Annotated in this window: 16 protein-coding genes and 4 pseudogenes; 13 read left to right on the top strand and 7 right to left on the bottom strand. The window is 44.5% G+C overall.

Translation table 11 applies throughout. The features are described from left to right. Positions 1-77: 77 nt before the first annotated feature. The 6 genes from U5R06_12565 to U5R06_12540 all read left to right on the top strand — a co-directional run bounded on the left by U5R06_12565 (position 78) and on the right by U5R06_12540 (position 4,236). A complete protein-coding gene (locus U5R06_12565; protein MDZ7723601.1) occupies positions 78-242 on the top strand; it encodes a hypothetical protein in 165 nt (54 codons plus the stop codon). A gap of 382 nt (positions 243-624) precedes the next feature. Next, positions 625-876: a hypothetical protein gene (locus U5R06_12560; protein ID MDZ7723600.1), complete on the top strand. Its 252-nt coding sequence runs from the start codon at positions 625-627 to the stop codon at positions 874-876. A gap of 128 nt (positions 877-1,004) precedes the next feature. After that, positions 1,005-1,388 (top strand): hypothetical protein, encoded by a 384-nt coding sequence (locus tag U5R06_12555; GenBank protein ID MDZ7723599.1) that lies wholly within the window; start codon positions 1,005-1,007, stop codon positions 1,386-1,388. Between the two features lie 98 nt (positions 1,389-1,486). Beyond that, positions 1,487-1,924: an N-6 DNA methylase gene (locus tag U5R06_12550; GenBank protein ID MDZ7723598.1), complete on the top strand. Its 438-nt coding sequence runs from the start codon at positions 1,487-1,489 to the stop codon at positions 1,922-1,924. Further along, positions 1,893-3,557 (top strand): N-6 DNA methylase, encoded by a 1,665-nt coding sequence (locus tag U5R06_12545; protein ID MDZ7723597.1) that lies wholly within the window; start codon positions 1,893-1,895, stop codon positions 3,555-3,557. The genes U5R06_12550 and U5R06_12545 overlap by 32 nt, the downstream gene beginning before the upstream one ends. Continuing rightward, entirely contained in the window at positions 3,520-4,236 is a 717-nt protein-coding gene (locus tag U5R06_12540) for a hypothetical protein (GenBank protein MDZ7723596.1), read from the top strand. Before U5R06_12545 ends, U5R06_12540 begins: the two co-directional genes overlap by 38 nt. A gap of 818 nt (positions 4,237-5,054) precedes the next feature. Here U5R06_12540 and U5R06_12535 read toward each other — a convergent pair. After that, positions 5,055-6,089 (bottom strand): annotated as a pseudogene (locus U5R06_12535) (IS110 family transposase). Between the two features lie 246 nt (positions 6,090-6,335). Between U5R06_12535 and U5R06_12530 the strand changes: the two are divergent. The 7 genes from U5R06_12530 (at position 6,336) to U5R06_12500 (ending at position 10,049) form a co-directional block, all read left to right on the top strand. Continuing rightward, positions 6,336-6,713 (top strand): hypothetical protein, encoded by a 378-nt coding sequence (locus tag U5R06_12530; protein ID MDZ7723595.1) that lies wholly within the window; start codon positions 6,336-6,338, stop codon positions 6,711-6,713. Between the two features lie 437 nt (positions 6,714-7,150). After that, a complete protein-coding gene (locus U5R06_12525; GenBank protein ID MDZ7723594.1) occupies positions 7,151-7,690 on the top strand; it encodes an N-acetyltransferase in 540 nt (179 codons plus the stop codon). Between the two features lie 103 nt (positions 7,691-7,793). Next, on the top strand, positions 7,794-8,102 hold the full coding sequence (locus tag U5R06_12520; GenBank protein ID MDZ7723593.1) for a nucleotidyltransferase domain-containing protein: 309 nt from the start codon (positions 7,794-7,796) through the stop codon (positions 8,100-8,102). Further along, positions 8,099-8,497, top strand: coding sequence for a HEPN domain-containing protein (locus tag U5R06_12515; GenBank protein ID MDZ7723592.1), 399 nt, complete (start codon positions 8,099-8,101; stop codon positions 8,495-8,497). Before U5R06_12520 ends, U5R06_12515 begins: the two co-directional genes overlap by 4 nt. Positions 8,498-8,700: 203 nt before the next feature. Further along, positions 8,701-9,078, top strand: a complete 378-nt coding sequence (locus U5R06_12510; GenBank protein MDZ7723591.1) for a hypothetical protein — start codon at positions 8,701-8,703, stop codon at positions 9,076-9,078. 27 nt (positions 9,079-9,105) lie between these two features. Then, positions 9,106-9,324, top strand: a complete 219-nt coding sequence (locus U5R06_12505) for a hypothetical protein (GenBank protein MDZ7723590.1) — start codon at positions 9,106-9,108, stop codon at positions 9,322-9,324. A 206-nt stretch (positions 9,325-9,530) separates the two neighbouring features. Beyond that, positions 9,531-10,049: a class IV adenylate cyclase gene (locus U5R06_12500; GenBank protein MDZ7723589.1), complete on the top strand. Its 519-nt coding sequence runs from the start codon at positions 9,531-9,533 to the stop codon at positions 10,047-10,049. 37 nt (positions 10,050-10,086) lie between these two features. Here the strand turns inward: U5R06_12500 and cimA are convergent. From cimA to ilvB, 6 genes and pseudogenes are all read right to left on the bottom strand, one after another. Then, positions 10,087-11,669: pseudogene (gene cimA / locus U5R06_12495) on the bottom strand (citramalate synthase). Between the two features lie 21 nt (positions 11,670-11,690). After that, positions 11,691-12,758, bottom strand: coding sequence for a 3-isopropylmalate dehydrogenase (leuB, locus tag U5R06_12490; protein MDZ7723588.1), 1,068 nt, complete (start codon positions 12,756-12,758; stop codon positions 11,691-11,693). A 45-nt stretch (positions 12,759-12,803) separates the two neighbouring features. Further along, positions 12,804-14,349: pseudogene (locus U5R06_12485) on the bottom strand (2-isopropylmalate synthase). A gap of 13 nt (positions 14,350-14,362) precedes the next feature. Beyond that, on the bottom strand, positions 14,363-15,352 hold the full coding sequence (gene ilvC / locus U5R06_12480; protein MDZ7723587.1) for a ketol-acid reductoisomerase: 990 nt from the start codon (positions 15,350-15,352) through the stop codon (positions 14,363-14,365). Between the two features lie 35 nt (positions 15,353-15,387). Next, complete coding sequence (gene ilvN, locus U5R06_12475; protein MDZ7723586.1) at positions 15,388-15,876, bottom strand: acetolactate synthase small subunit; 489 nt, start codon at positions 15,874-15,876, stop codon at positions 15,388-15,390. Next, positions 15,876-17,601, bottom strand: a pseudogene (gene ilvB, locus U5R06_12470) (biosynthetic-type acetolactate synthase large subunit). Before ilvB ends, ilvN begins: the two are co-directional and overlap by 1 nt. Positions 17,602-17,880: the final 279 nt, after the last annotated feature.

Below are 17,880 nucleotides of genomic sequence, written 5' to 3'. Positions count from 1 at the left end.
CCGCAACTAATCATATTTGCGAACCGTTATGGGAAATTCGGCTTTTATTTAATTTATTTATAACTTGAGGAGAAATTATGAACAAAACTTTCAAAATTTCGTTAATAGTTCTGGGTGCTCTTTTGTTGTTAAATGGTATAGGAAATATTATTGATGACTCAAGAGTTTTAACTTATGACATTACCTCAATTTTGTCTGGAATCGGTTTTATCATTCTTGCTACATCTAATAAAAGAGCATAAAAGCCGAACATCACATAACAGCGTGTATGAGGTTCAAGAAAAAGTGCGTTATTTAATTTTCAAAGGTTGCACTTTTTCTTTCACCCAAATTTCGCCTCCTCTATGATATAATAATAAGGAAGTCGGCGAAACTTCTCATACACGCAAACGTTGTGTTTCATGCTAAAAGACCGTGCAAGTAATGCCTGCGCACATTTGGCACATTTGCAAGCCCAAACACACAAGCCAATACTACAGCTTGCAAAAGAGCCAATTTTTTGCCATTCCACGGTTTCCGATTAAACAACATAGAATTGTTGATATTTTAGAAATAGAAATTTCGATGCTCAGTAATAAAAATGTATTTTTGTAATTTGGATTATATTAAAATTAAAATAAATTGATGCAATTATTTGAAAAACAAATTATTAACTTGAATTTCTCATTTTTAGATAGTAGTGAGAATAATGGTGTTTTGTTGACAAATGATTATGAAAACGTCAGTTTTAATGTCGCATCGCCTGATATTCTTTTTGCCCTGGAAACAGCAAAGAAGAAATTTGATGCAGACGCTGTTTATTTCAGACATTTTGAAGGTGGAAGAGGTAATGTGCCTCAATTGTACAACATCGATTCTTCACTCATAAAAATTTAACATCTGAAGAAAAAAACTCGATACACATAAAAAGTCGCCTGGAACTGGTTATCAGGTGCCTGCCGAACACTCGACCCATTGGAAAATCGTCAATTAGCGTTTTTCTATTTCACGCAAAAAACCGAAAGATGAACAGAGATAATTATGCGCAAGAGTTATTAACATATACCGGGACAAGATTAAAAGAATTTCGTGCAAAAGATTTGGATACTGGGCTTTTTTGGGATGAGCAAGATGAAAAAAAAGATTTTCGTTTTGAAGAATCCGCTACTCGTGATTTGATTAGAGGACTTGAAGAAGTCCATGAGGATTTTCAAAAAGAATCAGGATTAGACAAACACGTTTCCCTTAAACTAATAAGTGACAACAGCTTGCACCTGCTCAAGTACCTTGAGGAAAGAGATGAAAAAAGTGCCAGTGGATATTTTGCAGGAACTTTAATAAACATTTTCATTGCTCAAACTTTTTTAACACTATTACATACTAGGCTGCAAAGCGACTTGATTGGTTAGACCAATTAGCTGAAGATTTTAACGGACAGATATTTGGATGGGATAAAAAGCATGAGACAAAAGAACGTCAAGCAATCAAAGATGCAAATGTTAAAGTATTGGCTGAATATTTAGATGGTAATAGTCAAGACAAACAGATTGTAATATGGCGTCTATATTCATTTTCCCACTTACCGGTAGAAGTTATAAGTTCGGTTTATGAGGAATTACTCACAGATGATAAGGATATTGTATATACTCCAGAAATGATTGTTAGTACTTTGGTTGATGAGTGTATGCCGTTAAAACAACCAAAGGAAAACTTTAAAATAATTGATGTCAGTTGCGGCTCGGGAATTTTTCTTGTAAAAACCTACAAGCGTATTGTTCAATGGTGGAGATACACTGAATGGAAGATAACCGGAAAATTAACCAAACCTTCTTTATCTGTTTTAAAGAATCTTTTGTTAAAAAGCATTCATGGTGTTGACATTAAAGACGCAAATGCCATTCGCCTTCTAGAGTATTCAGAGCCTTGCATTAGCAGTTTTAGATGAAGTTGATTTAGACCCACCTACATGGGGGAAACTGAAATTTCCTGATTTAAGCAAAAATATAATTGAAACGGATTTTTTCAAGTTTATTACAGATAATCAAAAATCTGATTTTGATTTAGTAATTGGTAACCCTCCTTTTAATTTACCTAAAGTTAACGGCAAAGAACCTAGCAGGAAAAAACATTTCAAACAACTAAAAGAAGATGTTGGATATGAAAGTGAAATAAAAATACCAGATGAAAATCCTGCTTTACATTTTCTTGTACAATCAATGAAACTGCTTAAGCAAGATGCACTTTTATGCTTAATCCAACCTTCAGGACCAATTCTCTATCAAAAAGACCAGGATTTTAAACAAGAATTATTTTCGCAGAATAATTTAATACAAGTAATTGATTTCACAAAACTTGCTGATAAGCTTTGGGGAAGAAAAAATGTTGCTACAGCAGCTGTGTTTATTCAAAAAACAGAGCCTGATAATGAAGATGTCTTGCATTTAATTGCAAATAGAACTTTCTCAAATGCAAATAGGCTGTTTATAGAATTTGATTATTATGATTTTCATTATGCAAATAAGGATGCAGTAATTAACAATCCATATATATGGAAAGCGAATTTATTTGGAGGTGGTAGATTAGTTCAGCTTTTGGAACGGTTATCAAAGGTTCGACGTTTAGGAGATTTCCTAAATAATAAAAAAGGTGAAGGTTGGATAAAAGGTGAAGGTTTTATTGAAAAAGGAGATAAAAACAAAGCAGAATATATAACTGGCAAAGCCTTTCTTCCGACAGAATGTTTGACAGAAAACGGAATTCAAATAGATACATATCCAAAATGTGAAATTCCCTTTTTCCATCGACCTAGAAAAGAAGAATTGTATACTCCTCCTCATTTATTGATTAGAAAAGTTTTGGGAAGAAGTAGCCTTCTCACAGAATATTCGGATGAATATTTAACATTTTTAAGTGATATATATTCAATTCATGCACCAAAAAAAGATAGGCAGGAATTAATTAAACTAGCTGATTACATAAAAGAACACGATTATTTATTAAGGTTCTTCATATTAGTAACAAGTAGCCGTGTTAAGATAATTAAATCTACTTCTTTATACGATGAGGATATTTTGAACATTCCTTATCCTGAAAATGTAAAAGAAGTTCTATTATCTGAGGCTGATAAAATCATTCTTAATGATTCTATGGACTACTTTTTAAATTCAAACTCTAACAATAGTATTGAAAAGAACGCATCTTTAAGTGAAATAGAAAGATACAATAATTTGTTTTGTAAGACTTTAAATAGCATTTATCATACAAATAAAAATTTCCAATTATATAAAGTAATTGACGCAGAAAGGTATTGCGCCTTACATTTTGAATATACTAATGAAAATTTAACCCCAAAACAAGAAGTAATTACGGACTTGGAACAATATATTGAAAATGTAATCCCAACCCGAGATGATAATCAGCAAAAAACACATATACAACGGATAATAAAAGCTTATGGACAAGACTCTATCATATTAGCTAAGCCAAAACAACTACGATATTGGTTACCATCTATTGCATTAAGGGATGCAGACGAAACTTTTGCAGACTATATTAAATCCCGTTATTATAATGCTTAGAGATTCTTATCCATCATATCAAACTCCAAAACCAAACGATTTGAGTGTGGACTCAAATTTTGAAGTGGATTTAATACTGACTTTTATAGATAAAAACATTTCAGAATTTCCTGAATATTACCACCAATACAAAGACTCTGATAGCGAAAATAGAATTAGTGATTTTTTAGTAGGTCATTTTGAATTATGTAAAAATGATTTTGAAAGCTTTTTCCCTTTTAGATTTAGTAAAAATCCTACACAACCAGAATCAGATAAAGAAACTGATATTGGTGTTTTTGTAATGTCAAGAACACGAAAGCCTATTCCAATAATCGAATTTGAAGCAAAACGACTATCAGAATCATCTAACAATAAAGAATATGTTTGTGGAATTAGAGGAGGTATTGAACGATTTAAGAGGGGGCATCATTCATCTCACTTAAAAGTATGTGGAATGTTTGGATATATTCAGGACAAGACTTCTGCTGAATGGATAAAAAAGATAAATAATTGGATTTCAGAATTGTCACAAGAAAACTCTGATTCAACTATTGATTGGACTGAAAAAAAAGAGTTGCTGTCTGAAATAGAGTCATTTCCTTTAGTTGAGAAATTAAGTTCCATACACCACAGAACATCACAAAAGGAAAGTATTGTATTATGGCATTACTTGATAGATTTGATTAGTAAAAATTGATATCTCGATACAATGCCAGCCCTTCGCATCCATACACATTGCCAAGTCGCTCAAAAACCCGACACACAAACCAAAATTTGTCAAAGAGTATGGCTGCCCCAATACACGGATAGACAACAGAAAATAAAGCACGAAAACACAACAAACAATATAAAACAGTTGGGGTTCAGCGGTTTGTGGGCGTTTGTTTCTCGCTTCAGCATTTTTGTCGGTGGACAAGTACGCAGCCCGAAAACCCAACCGTTTCATATTGCTAACCGTTGAGAATAAGGTTAAATTAAGAGAACACATAACATATATTTGTCCCAAAATGTCAAGTAAAAACAGTAATCCCTGTCAAATAAATTAGTTTTTTATTTTAAGTTTTTTCTTTGATCAACTCATTTTTACTGTCTGACTTGATTTCTCGTGCGGTTTCGCAGAACGTTGTCTGCCACCAAACATATATTGGAGTTGTATCCCCGCATCGTTGGCGGGGCGATCTCGGAAATATTCTCGGATCCTGGGCTGTCCCATGCAAGAAATATGACTCAACGTTCGATTCAGTTAGTCAACGGGCTCAGACAGGAGCAGACGAAAAATGTATGATCTTTATATATGGCCCGTGCCGGCCGTCCAATCAAACAAGCGAGGTTCTTAGCTGTCTAGATCATAGCCCGTACTAATACTTGTGCTTTCAAGCACACTCTCAAATTGGCAATGATCGTTATCATCGACTCGCTTTGTTGGCGACCTCAGTTAGACGTTGATCCGACTGCGACAGCCGTTTTTGCTTTTTCATTTACCAAAGTTTTTTCTTTTGCTTTTGTTTTTTCATTTACAAACATTTTTACATTAAAGGCTTGTTTATTTTTCAACATATAATAGACGGCGCGTCCCAGTTTGTGCGACAGGATTGCCAAGGCGCGGGGCTTGCCGTAACGGTTTTTAAGTTGATTGTGCAGTTCTTTGACCTCCTCACTTTCGCGCAGCATTAAAAGCACGGCTTCGGAAAAAGCCCACTTTAAAAAGGCGTTGCCCATTTTTTTGCCACCGCCACGTTTGATTTTTCCGGCTGATTCTTTTGTCGGTTTTACAAGTCGGCTGTACGAGGTGAAATGCTGCACTCGTTCAAAACGGTTGATGTCGTGGATTTCGTACAGCATCACCAGCGCCAGGATTTTGCCCACGCCCGGAATCGTTTGCAGCAGATAAAGATCCTGCGGTCGATGCGCTTTGGCGTGTTTGAGAATATACAATTCGACCTGTTGCAGCAGCACATCATAATGATCGATCAGCGACACGTCGCAGTGGATCATCTGCTGCACGCTCGGATCGTCAAAATGTGAAACGACTGTTTTGCGGTTGGCTTTGTAGGAAATTGATTTCTCAAATCCTGGCAGGTTATACTGACTTTTAGTATTTTGAATATGAGCCAAAAGCTCTGCTTTCTTTTGGGTCAAATGGATGCGCCGGCGTAAAAGATCTCGGGTCGAGCGAAGGCCTCGCGGATAGACGTAGGCCATGGGCAGCATTTTCGCCTGGAGCAGTTTGGCGATTTTTTGCGAATCGATTTTGTCGCTTTTGGTTTTCGAGCCGTGGATGGCTTTCATGTAAAGCGCGTGACCGAGCACGAATGGGATGTCGCGTTCTTCGCAAAAATCAGCGATCCAGTACCAGGTGAAAATGCACTCGACGCAGATGACGATATCCGGAAGGTACGGCTCTATGATGTCCAAAAGTATCACGTCATTGACCGGTGCGTTTTCGTGGCAAAGGATTGTGCCGTCAGCATCGATGATGCAGATGTACATGGTTTTGGTGTGCAGGTCGATACCGCAGTAATAGCGGTGCTGTTCTGTGTAAAATCGCATCTTGTCCTCCTTTGGTTTATGGGGTTGCAATGTTTTAAGCAAAACTTGACTAAAGGACAAGAATAATATCAAGCAACTGCAGCCGATTTTAACCGCTGATTCTTTCAGGCGAATTTCGTGGCAGTTTCAAGTTCGGTTGGTTTGCACAAATTAGCCTGATGCGGTTAAAACGGCTGATTTAATTGTTAGCGCATACAAAATCACTTCTAGGGCTAATATTGATATCAATTTAAAATGGATGATCGCATGAATACATTACAATCAGTTGTTGGACCTGCCACATATAACGTATGGACAAGCATGCTCCAACACCTGATATCGCAGGGAAGAACACATCGCCTCGCTCTAATTATTGCCGGCATGCTTCAATATGCGACAATAATGGCATGCCAGCAGAATAAAAAGAAAAAAGATTCTGAAACTGTTGCGGGCAATCTTCAAATGGCGGAAGAACTGAATGACTTTGAAGTGATTAAAAGATTACTGTCGGAACCTTTGGAGCAATTATTCGATGATTCAAATGCAAAACATGAACGAACAGACTATCGAGGAAACCATTACAGTATTATTGACAGCGCAATCCATGAATATATAAATTGGTATGATATGCCTTGGGAATCATAACTGGTAAAAATTATAAAAAAAGAGTTTACTGAAAATAAAGGTGCAGAACACTTTATAAGGGGAAAGTATTTAATTTGGTTTTTTATTACATTTTGTGAATATGTATATGAAAACGTAGAAATAATATGTAAACAAATAGAAAAGAAGCCGAAAAAGTATGTTACTGTTTCAATAAGAAATTTTGTTACACTTATTTCAACTAGAAGTCGTATGCCAAAAAGTTTATATGAATTTATAAATAATAATATTATTGAGTATAAAAAAAAGACTTGCTATTCAACAACCACTTGGAATTGACCTGGCAGTGAATATGGCAAAGTATTCGTTGTTTTGGGAAAGTAAAGTTAGAATGGTTAGAGCGAGTGGGTTAATGCGTAACAGCGCCAGGCAACTCAAGTGAAAGTTAGCCATAATAATAAAAAGTAAAGGGAACTTTGATGGAAGCACAAAATGTTATAATTAGAGACGAAAAGGACACTGATTATAGATTAATCTCGGATGTGACGAAATCAGCATTCGAAACGATGGAGATCAGCAATCACACTGAGCAGTTTATCATTGAGGCACTACGATCTGCGAAGGCCTTAACAGTCTCATTGGTTGCAGAGTTAGACGGCCTTGTTGTGGGACATATTGCGTTTTCTCCCTTAACAATGTCAGACGGCACCAAAGACTGGTACGGACTCGGCCCGGTTTCAGTACACCCAGACTTTCAACGCAAGGGCATTGGAAAGGCACTTATACAAGAAGGATTGTCACACTTGAGAAAACTCAAAGCCAAAGGTTGCTGCCTGGTCGGACATCCGGAATACTATCGACAATTTGGCTTTAACAATGTTGAAGGGCTAGTTCATGAAGGCGTTCCGCAAGAAGTGTTCTTCGCTCTTTCATTTGACGGGAACATGCCGCAGGGCAATGTCATGTTTCATGAAGGATTCAAAGCAAATGGCCAGCAATGTGCTGCAGCGAACGGCTAACCGCCGCAGAACTTTATCGTTAGCATTGAAATAATTTGCATAAAGTTATTAAAGTTGTATATTACAAATAGTATTTATAGATGGATTCAGGAGATTTAAATAAATGACAAATAATGACAAGATCAAATTAATTACAAAGCAATTCAAGCAAAAAGTAGAAAAAAAGTACAACATTATTGATATGAAATTGTTCGGTTCGTCGGCTAGATTGGAGCAAACAAAAGAGTCCGATATTGATATCATGGTTAAATTGCCAAAAGTGAATCGGGAGATCGAGGAAGATTTGTTTGATATGGCCTATGACCTTGAGCTGGAGCATGATTGCCAAATTGATGTGATTGTACTGTCTGAAGAATTCAATCACACCATTCCTTTATATAAGCATATTGAGAAGGAAGGCATAGCCATTTGAGCCATGATGAACAAAAAACCTTGATTAATTACCGGTTAGAGCGGGCAAATGAATCGATAAAAGCCGCAGAATTGATGCTGGAAAATTCGATGTATATTCCTGCGATGAACCGTATTTATTATTCGATGTTTTACGCGGTTCAGGCTTTATTGATTCTCAAAAAAAGTTCTTTTTCCAAGCATGGGCAAGTGAAAGGATTTTTCAACAAAGAATTCATCAAAACCGGGGTTTTCCCAAAAGAATTTGGAAGGCTGTTTAATACAGTATTTGAATATCGTCAAAAATTCGATTATGTCGATTTAATCATACCTTCGGAAGAATTAATATCAGATTATGCAGCAAAGGCGAAATATTTTATTGAAACGCTCACTGTGTATATCATAGAGCACATATAACACGCTCTATTGATTTGCAGATAAAATGCTAACGGAGAGCTCAACCTGACACGCGGGGTGCGTGCTCTTTTTAATTGTTTAAGGGGGCCTGGGTGAATTGGACTTTTCAGGCGGGACCGAGCCGGTTCAGTCCGCGTGCAGGTTAGCGCATACAAAATCATTTTTAGAGCTAATATTGATATCAATTTAAAATGGATGATCGCATGAATACATTACAATCAGTTGTTGGACCTGCCACATATAACGTATGGACAAGTATGCTCCAACACCTGATACCGCAGGGAAGAACACATCGCCTCGCTCTAATTATTGCCGGCATGCTTCAATATGCGACAATAATGGCATGCCAGCAGGATAAAAAGAAAAAAGATTCTGAAACTGTTGCGGGCAATCTTCAAATGGCGGAAGAACTGAATGACTTTGAAGTGATTAAAAGATTACTGTCGGAACCTTTGGAGCAATTATTCGATGATTCAAATGCAAAACATGAACGAACAGACTATCGAGGAAACCATTACAGTATTATTGACAGCGCAATCCATGAATATATAAATTGGTATGATATGCCTTGGGAATCATAACTGGTAAAAATTATTTTAAAAAGATCAATGGATACTGATAACTTGACACCGATGGCTTATGAGTGCATTGTGTTTGCATATAGTGTAATTGATATTTTAGCTGTTGAGCTTGGAGCTGCCGCTAGGAATTATACTAACGAGGAAGAATATTTAAAAGGAATTCTAACATTTGTGACTGGTATTGAATCTGATCCAATAGATTATTTGGAAAGCTGGAATCTGGAAGAAATTGATTGGGAACTCTAAAGAAAAAGTAATGAAATTGAAAAAACAAATAAAACAAACCATCGCAACGCCATTTTCGGATAGAGGCCCTTTGATCGAATGCTAGCGAGAGATGGCACTAACAAGCGCATGAACACGCACAAAACCGCTTGTCACGGCCTTTGGAAAAGCCCGCGCCAAACGGCTTTACCGGTTGCGCGACGTTCTAAAGAACTGGAAGAGAATGAATGGCAAGAAATATAGAAATAAAAGCGAGAATTTCAGACTTTGATTACTGCATGAAAAAAGCTGAAAGCTTGGCTGATGCAGAACCCGAAATTATTATACAAGACGATACGTTTTTCAAATGTGAGAATGGAAGACTAAAACTCCGTATTCTTTCAAAGGACAATGGTGTGCTCATATTCTACAATCGACCTGATATAACCGGCCCCAAACCATCCGAGTACCATATTACATCCACTCATGAACCTGATCGTTTACTTTATATTTTAGAAAGATCATACGGTTCATGCGGGAAAGTAAAAAAGACTCGTAGACTTTATCTCATCGGAAGAACTCGCATTCATTTGGATCAGGTCGAAAATCTGGGAGAATTTTTAGAATTTGAAGTTGTTCTCAAAGAGAATGAGAATATGACTGAAGGCAAGACTAAAGCCAATGAATTGATAAAGGCTTTCAATATCTCAGCGAAAGACCTGATCAGCAGTGCTTATGTTGATATGATTAAAGAAAACAGGTTATAACAAGCACGTACACCCGGCCAGCCCCGCCGCTTGTTCCTCATTCCGGGGCTGCCTGCTCTTCGCGCATGAGTTTATAGGTAATGCGGTCGACCAGGGCCTGCCAGCTGGCTTCGATGATGTTTTCCGAGACGCCGACGGTGCCCCAGACCATGTTTTCGTCCTGGGATTCGATGAACACGCGCACCTTGGCGGCGGCGCCCCCTCGGTGCTGTTCAGCACTCGCACCTTATAGTCCGTGAGTTTCATGCGTGTTTCAGGGACGGATAAAACGGTTCCAGACCCTTGCGCAAGGCCTCGTCCAGGGCATCGACCGGTCCGGTGCCTTCGGATGCGGTGTGTTCCAGCATGCCGTCGACCGTGACTTTGACAATGGCCTCAGAGTATAAATCGCCGTTTTCATGCTTGTCGATCATCACCCTGGCGCTTTTGAGTTCAAAAAAGTCCTTGTGTTGTCCCGTGGTCTTGTGCAGCAGCACCTCAAAGGAGCCGAGCGCGTCTTCGAACTGATATCCGAGATGTTCCAGTTCTTTCATGCGCTCGACGATCTGTTTGATATCCGCGTCTTTGGACAGTTTATAGCCCATTTCCTCGGCCTTGTGCAGCACGTTGCTCTGTCCGGCCTGATCCGACACCAGCACGCGCTGATGGTTGCCGACCTGTTCCGGATCGATGTGTTCATAGGTGCGGCGGTTGCGCTTGATGGCGCTGACGTGAATGCCGCCTTTGTGCGCAAAGGCGCTGTTGCCGACAAACGCGGCTTTTTCCTCATGCTGCATGTTGGCGGTTTCACTGATATAGCGGGAGAGTCGGGTCAGGTCTTTGAGCTTGACCCGGCGGCTGAGCTTGATATCTGTTTTCAGCGCCACATTCGGGATCACTGAACACAGATTGGCGTTGCCGCAGCGTTCGCCATACCCGTTCATGGTACCCTGCACGTGATACAGTCCCAGCTGAATGGCGGCCAGACTGTTGGCCACCGCCACATCCGAATCGTTGTGGGCGTGCATGCCCAGCGGCACGTCGAATCCGTGCGCCTGAGTGCGCCTCGATCATATCCTGCACCTGATGCGGCAGAGTGCCGCCGTTGGTATCGCACAGCACCAGGCACTCGGCGCCGCCGCGCTGCGCCGCTTCCAGGGTCTGCAGCGCGTAATCCGGATTGTGCGCAAAGCCGTCAAAGAAATGCTCGGCATCATAGATCACCTGTTTGTCCTGATCCTTGAGATAGGCCACGGAATCATAGATCATCTCCAGATTGGTCTTTAGGGTGGTGCGCAGGCCTTCGGTCACATGCAGATCCCAGGTTTTACCAAACACCGTCACCGCCGGGGTATCGGCTTTTAGCAGCAGCTTGATATTCTGATCGTCCTGTACACTAAATTTGGCGCGCCGGGTGCTGCCGAACGCGGCGATTTTCGTTTTGCCCCAGTTGATGTCGCGGGCGCGGCGGAAAAACTCCATATCCTTGGGATTGGATCCCGGCCAGCCGCCTTCGATATAATCAACGCCGAACGCGGCCAGTTTTTTGGCGATCTTGATTTTGTCCTCTGCGGAAAACGAGATCCCTTCTGCCTGGGATCCGTCGCGCAGGGTGGTGTCATATAGGGTCAACGTGCTCATAAACGTCTCATAGTCATAGTATTATAGATTTTTAACGATTTCCTGTCCCATGTCCGCCGTGCTGACCGGGGTTTCGCCGTTCATGGCGATATCCGCGGTGCGGCAGCCTGCAATCAGGGTTGTTTCAATGGCCTGTTCAATGGTTTCGGCCAGATCGGGACGGTTCAGGGTGTATTGCAGCATCATGGCCGCTGACGCAATGGTGGCAATGGGATTGGCTTTGCCCTGTCCGGCAATATCCGGCGCGGATCCGTGCACGGGCTCGTACAGCGCATAGTCGTCGCCCAGACTGGCGGAGGGCAGCATGCCCAGAGAGCCGGTGAGCATGGACGCTTCGTCGCTGAGAATGTCGCCGAACATATTGCCGGTGACAATCACATCAAACTGAGCCGGATAGCGCACCAGCTGCATGGCGCAATTGTCCACGTACATATGACTGAGCTCGATATCCGGATACTCGGTTGCCGTCTCTTTGACAATCCGGCGCCAGTATTTGGAGACATCCAGCACATTGGCCTTGTCCACGGAGCAGACGCGGTTCCCGCGTTTGCCGGCGGCTTTAAAGGCGACGCGGGCGATGCGTTTAATTTCATGTTTCTGGTATACCATGGTGCTGCGCGCTTCTCCACCGGACTCGTTGATCTCCTGCGGCGTGCCGAAATAAATACCGCCGGTGAGCTCGCGGACAATGAGAATATCCACGTTTTCGATGTACTCGGGTTTTAGCGTTGATGCGGACGCCAGCGCCGGATACACGCGCGCGGGACGCAGATTGGCGTACAGTCCCAGGCCTTTGCGCAGGTCCAGGAGACCGCGTTCCGGCCGCAGGTGTCCGGGCAGTTCGTCGTACTGCGGCGCGCCGATGGCGCCCATCAGAACCGCATCACTGGATTTACATTGTTCAAGTGTGGCTTTCGGAAGCGGTGTGTTGTGCTTGTCCACCGCGCAGCCGCCCACATCGGCATAGTTGAATTCAAAATTCAAATCACTTGACCCGGCTAACGCCTTTAGCACCTTGACCGCTTCCGCGGTGACTTCGGGGCCGATGCCGTCGCCCGGCAGCACGGTTATTGTGGTGTCGGTTTGCATGCCTGTTGGTTTCCTCCTGTTGCGGCGTGACCGCCGTATGCTTGTTTATACCTGTTCATTCGAGTCAAACTTGCCGTTTTGTTCCATGTGCAGCATCCGGTTGAGCGCATTGACAAAAGCGCGGATACTGGCTTCAATCACATCGGTCGAGGCGCCGCGCCCCAGGATTTTGTAATCACCCTGGCGCAGACGCACCACCACTTCGCCCATGGCGTCCTTGCCGCCGGTCACGCCGCGCAGCGAGTATTCTTCCAGTACCAGCGGACGGTCCACGATTTTTTCAATGGCCCGGAACGCGGCGTCAATGGGACCGTCGCCCACCGAGGCGTCTCTGAAATTGTCTTCACCGCGCAGCAACTGGATCGTGGCGGTGGGCAGCACCGAATTGCCGCTGGTGATGTGAAAATAGTCCAGATGAAACGTCTCTTCGTATTCCTGATATTCGTCGCCGACAATGGCAATCAGATCCTGATCAAACACTTCTTTTTTCTTGTCCGCGATTTCAAGAAAACGTTCGTACACACGGTCCATTTCCCCTTTATCCAGGACATAGCCGAGTTCCTGCAGTCTTTGTTTCAGTCCGTGACGGCCGGAGTGGCGGCCGAGCACAATGCGGCTGGCATCCAGACCGATTTCCGCCGGGGTCATGATCTCGTAGGTGCTGGCATGTTTGATCATAGCGTCCTGGTGAATACCGGCTTCGTGCGCAAACGCATTGCTGCCGACAATCGCCTTGTTGGGCTGCACCGACATGCCGGTCAGGCTGCTGACCATGCGGCTGGTGTGGGTGATTTCCCGGGTGTTGATGCCCGTGGTTTTCTGATAGAAATTGTTACGCGCTTTCAGGGCCATCACCACTTCTTCCAGTGAGGCGTTACCGGCGCGTTCACCGATACCGTTGATGGTCACTTCCACCTGCTGGGCGCCGTTGCGGATGGCGGCCAGCGTATTCGCGACAGCCAGTCCCAGATCATTGTGACAATGCACACTGAGAATGGCTTTGTGCATATTGGGCACGGTTTCGATGATCTCTGCGGATGCGCTCTCCAAATTCATCCGGGGTGGCATAACCCACGGTATCGGGAATGTTGATGGTGGAAGCGCCGGCGTTGATGGCAGCTTCCACGACCTGGAACAAATAGTCCTTGCCGGTGCGCGATGAATCTTCCGGGGAAAATTCAACGTCATCGACATACTTGCGCGCCAGTTCAACATTTTTTACCGCCATTTCTAAAATATCATCTTTGGATTTTCCGAATTTTTTCTCCAGATGAATCCTGGACGTGGCGACAAAGGTATGAATGCGCGGTTTTTTTGCTTTTTCCAATGCTTTGGCGGCGTTTTCGATGTCACTTTGAACACAGCGCGCCAGTCCGGCAATGGCTGGACCCTGCACGTTTTCCGATATTTGTTTGACCGCATCGAACTGGGCCCGGCTTGAAATCGGAAATCCCGCTTCGATGACATCCACACCCAGGCGGGCGAGCTGATGTGCAATATTCAATTTATCCTGCACATTCAAACTGGCGCCCGGTGATTGTTCACCGTCGCGTAAGGTGGTATCAAATACAAGAACTCGGTTTTTATCCAAAACACAGACTCCTCTATTTTTGTATCCAGCTCATCATTTTCCGCAATTTGTTGCCCACGGTTTCAATCTGTGACTCGTCAATTTCACGGCGCATGGCTTTCAAGCGCGGTTGGTTCGCCTGGTTTTCCAGAATCCATTCGGTAGCAAATTCGCCGCTCTGGATTTCTTCCAGGATTTTTTTCATAGCTTTGGCGCTTTCTTCGCCGACGATGCGTTTCCCGCGCGTGAGTCCGCCGTATTCCGCGGTTTCGCTGACGGAATAGTACATGCGCGAGATGCCGCCTTGATAGAACAGGTCTACGATCAGTTTGAGTTCATGCAGACATTCAAAAAAAGCGATCTCGGGTTTGTATCCGGCGTCCACCAGAGTCTGAAATCCGTTGCGCACCAGTTCAGTGACACCGCCGCAGAGCACAACCTGTTCGCCGAACAGATCGGTTTCGGTTTCTTCCTGGAATGTGGTTTCCAGCACACCGGCGCGCGCGCCGCCGATTCCTTTGGCCCATGCCAGCGCTTTGTCTTTGGCCTTGCCGCTGGCGTCCTGATGGATGGCGATCAGACAGGGAACGCCTTGACCGGCGACAAACTGATCGCGGACCAGGTGTCCGGGTCCCTTGGGGGCGATCATGATGACATCAACATCCTGCGGCGGTTCAATCTGATTGTAATGGATATTGAACCCGTGCGCAAAGGCCAGCGCTTTCCCGGCTTTGAGATTCGGCTTGATCTCGCTTTCGTAAATCGACGGTTGTGTCTGATCCGGAGTCAGCATCATAATCACCTCGGCGGTTTGGGTGGCGTCAGCGGAACTCATCACCGTCAGTCCGGCTTTTTCAGCTTTGGCTTTGGAACGGCTGCCCTCGTGCAGACCAATCACCACATCCACGCCGCTGTCCTTGAGGTTCAGAGCATGGGCATGACCTTGACTTCCATAGCCGATCACGGCGACTTTTTTCCCTTTGAACAGGTCCAGATTGGCGTCTTTTTCATAGTAAACGTTCATAGCGTACTCCCTCGATTATATATTCTGGTTAATGTTTAATTTCGTTTGGCGGCTTCACGCAGCATGGTCACCGGACCGCTGCGCGCCACTTCTTTGAGCCCGTACGGGCGCACGGTCTCGACAAACGCGTCAATTTTCTGCTCAGATCCGATCACTTCAAGTGTCAGGGTTTTGGGGCCAATGTCCACCACTTTGGCGCCAAATATTTCGGCGACCTGTGAGACATCTGCGCGCTGATTGGGCGGGCAGTTGACACGCACCAGCAGCAGCTCCCGGTCCACATAGTTGTTTTTGGTGATATCGGTCACCCGAATGACATCAATCAGCTTGTTCAGCTGTTTGTTCACCTGTTCAATAATAGCATCGTCACCCTGAACCACCAGGGTCATTCTGGAAATATCATCACTGTCCGTATTGGCGACAGACAGGCTGTCGATATTGAAACCGCGGGCGCTGAACAGTCCCGCGATGCGGGCGAGGACGCCCGCGTTGTTCTCTACTTCAAGATTAATAATATGTCTCATTATGCCATCCCTCTTATCATTTTATCAATGGGGGCGCCTGCCGGCACCATCGGATACACGTTTTCATCTTCATCAATGGTAAATTCAACCACAACCGGGCCCGGTGTTTTGAATGCTTTTTCCAGCGTCGGCCGCACCTGATCCGGTTGATCGGCAAACAATCCGGTGGCGCCGTACGCCTCGGCCAGTTTGACAAAGTCCGGAATATAAGCCGGACACTGGTCGCCGGAGCGGTCACAGTGCGAGGGACAGGTGGCGCGGCGTTTCAGACAGGTTGAGGAAAACCGCCGGTTGTAAAAAATTCCCTGCCACTGGCGCACCATACCCAGAGAATGATTGTTTAAGATGATTATTTTGACCGGGATATTGTAAACCACTGCGGTGGCCAGTTCCTGGATGTTCATCTGGATACTGCCGTCGCCGGCAATGTCCACAACCAGGGAATCCGGGTGAGCCACCTGTGCACCGAGGGCGGCCGGAAATCCATAGCCCATGGTCCCGAGACCGCCGGAGGTCAGGAACGTGCGCGGTTGCACATAATCGTAATACTGGGCCGCCCACATCTGGTTCTGACCCACTTCGGTGGCGATAATGGCGCGGTGTTTGGCCAGATCCGCGATTTGCTCGATCACGTACTGGGGCTGAATGCGGCCGTTTTCGGCGTAGGTCAACGGATGATTCTTTTTCCAGTCCGCAATTTTTTGCCGCCAGGCCTTGTGTTGTTTGGGTTTGACAACGGTGTTCAGCATCCCGAGTACGGATTTAATATCACCGACCACCGGAAGATGAACCTCAACATTTTTGCGGATGGTGGTGGGGTCAATGTCAATATGTACAACTTTGGCCCTGGAGGCAAAGTGTTCAACCTTGCCGGTCACGCGATCGTCAAATCGCGCGCCCGCAGCAATAAGCAGGTCGCATTCCTGAATGGCATAATTGGCGTATTCCGTGCCGTGCATACCCAGCATTTTCAAAGCGCGTTCGTCGGTTTCGGAAAATGTACCCGAGTCCCATCAGAGTGGTGGTCACCGGGATATCGGCAATTTCCGCCAGTTTGCGCAGCTCGTCGCTGGCTTCACTGGCCACCACGCCGCCGCCGGCGTAAATGACCGGGCGTTCGGCTTCAGCAATGGCCTGGGCCACTTTTTTAATCTGCTGTTTGTGGCCCTCCATGGTGGGTTTGTAGCTGGGGATGTCAATGGTATCCGGATAGGGCACCTGGGTCACGGCCTGCTGAATATCTTTCGGCAGGTCCACCACGACCGGACCGGGACGGCCGGTGCGCGCAATATAAAACGCGGACTTTAAGATGCGCGGCAGATCGTCTACATTGTTGACCAGATAGTTGTGTTTGGTGATTGAGCGTGTAATACCGACGGTATCCGCTTCCTGAAATGCGTCGTTGCCGATCAGGCTGGTGTTGACTTGTCCGGTGATGGCGACCACCGGAATCGAGTCCATATAAGCCGTAGCCAGTCCGGTTACCAGATTCGTGGCGCCGGGGCCTGATGTGGCGATACAGACTCCGACCTCTCCGGACGCGCGCGCATAACCGTCTGCTGCGTGGGCTGCGCCCTGTTCATGCCGTGTGAGGAAAAAGGCGGTATCTGAATCGTACAGCTTGTCAAAGATGTCAATGACCGCACCGCCGGGATAGCCAAAAACCGCTTTAACCTTTTCTTTTGTAAATGCGTAGAGTAACATTTCTGCACCAGTCATGGAAATCCTCATTTTTTATTGTTTTTTGTTTCAAACTCTTTTCCCGCCTGTGAAACCTGTCTTAGCAGTCTTTTCCCAGGGTGCAGAGGCTATAGTAAAGAAAATGATTATTTGTGGAAAATTTGTGTGTTTGATTGGCCTCTTACACCCTGTTTGCTATTTCAGGAGCAAGAGGTTAATAATAACGAGAGGTAGTACTATAATGTTTAGTACGACCCATACAACAGGCAGGGAGATGATTTCATTGACAACGAGCGGAACAACCCGGTTGCCTTTGCTGTCAGA

This window comes from candidate division KSB1 bacterium, from assembly GCA_034521575.1.
Taxonomy (GTDB): domain Bacteria; phylum Zhuqueibacterota; class Zhuqueibacteria; order Residuimicrobiales; family Krinioviventaceae; genus JAXHMJ01.
The sequence above is the reverse complement of the archived record's forward strand: the minus strand, read 5'-3'. Positions and strand labels throughout refer to the sequence as shown.